The organism is Kitasatospora sp. NPDC085879 (genome assembly GCF_040686255.1).
GTDB lineage: Bacteria > Actinomycetota > Actinomycetes > Streptomycetales > Streptomycetaceae > Kitasatospora.
The window spans coordinates 1-1,959 of sequence record NZ_JBFBJZ010000187.1 but is presented as its reverse complement, the minus strand read 5'-3'; the positions used below and the strand labels follow the sequence as shown (position 1 = coordinate 1,959).

Annotated in this window: 2 protein-coding genes; both read right to left on the bottom strand. The window is 70.0% G+C overall.

Features of this window, described 5'->3' with window-relative positions; translation table 11 throughout:
* Positions 1-93: 93 nt before the first annotated feature.
* Positions 94-927 carry an ISAs1 family transposase gene (locus AB0P35_RS42025; protein ID WP_363521865.1) on the bottom strand — a complete coding sequence of 278 codons (834 nt, stop codon included), beginning with the start codon at positions 925-927 and terminating at the stop codon, positions 94-96.
* Positions 858-1,307, bottom strand: coding sequence for a transposase family protein (locus tag AB0P35_RS42020; RefSeq protein WP_363521868.1), 450 nt, complete (start codon positions 1,305-1,307; stop codon positions 858-860). The genes AB0P35_RS42025 and AB0P35_RS42020 overlap by 70 nt, the downstream gene beginning before the upstream one ends.
* Between the last annotated feature and the right edge of the window lie 652 nt (positions 1,308-1,959).

Genomic DNA, 1,959 nt, shown 5'->3' with positions numbered 1-1,959 from the left:
AGTGAGGCGATCGAGGGTGATCGCTGAAATTCCCCATCATCGCGTTCAGGCGCGGGCCGGGCCTGCTCGCACAATTCCCCATCACCATCACCATCACCATCCCCGGCTGCTGGCCAGGGCGGTGTCGTTTTCGCGGAGTGTCCGGTTTGAGCACGTGATGTCCAGGGTGGTGAGAGTCCGGTGGGCGTCGCGGGCGTCGGGGGCGTGGCGGCGGAGGCCGGCGGCGATGTTGCGGTGGTCGGTGAGGCGGAGTGCGCCGGTGGCGAGGTTCCGCAGCGTGGCCATGGCGTGGGGCGCGGTGTCGGTGGGGACGCGGGAGGCGTCTTCACCGTGGGTCATGTCCCTGGCGTGGTGGATCTTGTTCTCGATTCCCCGGTGCTCACGGACGTGCTGGGCGATTTCGGCCGGTTCGGCCTGTCTGACGGTCAGGCTGGTGACGGCGTGGACGCGTTCGATGCTGTTCTGGCCGGTGGTGGCGGTCCGGCGACGGCGCGCGATCTGAATGGCCCGGGAGGTGTGGGGGAAGTCGATTCCGCGGATGGCGGTGCGGGTCTTGACGCGGCGGATCTCGTCGGGGCCGTGGGCGGTGGCGCGGGTGCGCTGCTGCATGGGGATGTCACGCCGGGGCAGGCGCTTGTGCGTGTGGTGCGAGGTCGGGTGGTTGCCCTTGATCGGGGCGATGACGTGCGCGTTCTTCTCTTCGGCGGGGAATCTCGCGTGGATGTGCCGGGTGTGCGGGGCGTCGAGGGTGACCACTGTCCCGGCCGGGTCGAGCGGGGTGGGCAACGGTTGGAACACCCTGATCTCGTTGCCCTTCGCCTCCGCCTCCCGCTGGGCCGGTACCGGGCCGGCGGTGTTCATCGCGGCCGACAACTGGACCTGGGTGCCGTCGGCGCGGACCGCCCCGCGCACGGTCTTGCCGTCCACGGCCACAGCTGGTCGGGGCTGTTCAGCGGGGCGCGGTCGGTGGACCAGGCTCCGATCGCGGCGTCGAGCGCATCGCCGTCGACTCGCTGGAGCACGCGCCGGACGGTGGCCCCCCGCGGGGCAGCGGGGCCGGTGTCCGGGTCTCGCAGGCCTCCACCGGGACGAAGCAGCGGCTTGGGAGGTGCGTCGGCAGCCCACTTCGTGATCGCGGCCAAGGACCGGGCTCCGGCCGGGACCGCGCAGGCGGCCAAGGCCAGGACGAATACCGGCGTGTGGCGCCTTTCCTGGGTACGACGGGGATCCGGGACGGCCGCCAGCCGGGCTGACAGGCCCGACGGGTCCGCTGCTGACGGCGCTGCGGTGACAGAAAGTTGGCCCACTCCGGCAGGGACGGGCGATGAGGAGAGCGCAGGCACGGTCTTGCGTTGCGGTGATCAGGGGCTCGACACCTCGTGATCACTCGGAAGCCGTGCCTGCTTGCGTTCCACGGCCTACACCGTCCTCGAAACACCCGGGCTGCTCGAACCTCCACGAATCGGGTCACTTCGCGAGCATGACGTGGCCCTGGTCCGGGCCCGGCACGGTCCATGTGGCCTTCGTCGTCGACGTGTTCTCCCAAAGGACCGTCGGCCGGCGGGCAGCCGGCCGCACGCGCACCGGACGCTCGCGATGGAATCCGGCACCCGGGGCTGCCTGGAGCGACGCATCGCCGAAGGCAAGAGCCGCCGCGACATCGTCCGCCGCCTTTGAGCACCGGATCGCACGCGAGACCACGCGGGTCGTCGTCCCCACCGACACGGCAGCCGACAACCCCCGCCCCAGGGAGCTGCTGCCTGACGTCCACGTAGGTATCGACGCCGAGCGGGCTGCCCAGTTGAGGCACCCGGCGCCATCACACTCTGAAGTCGTCAGTGCACTAAAAGTTGCGACATGCAGGGTGCCGGTCGAGCCTGGCAGAGCGGACGCCGGCCATCGGCGTCCCTCAACACCCCATAGCCAGAAAGAAATTGCATCATGCGATTCAGCTCTGTT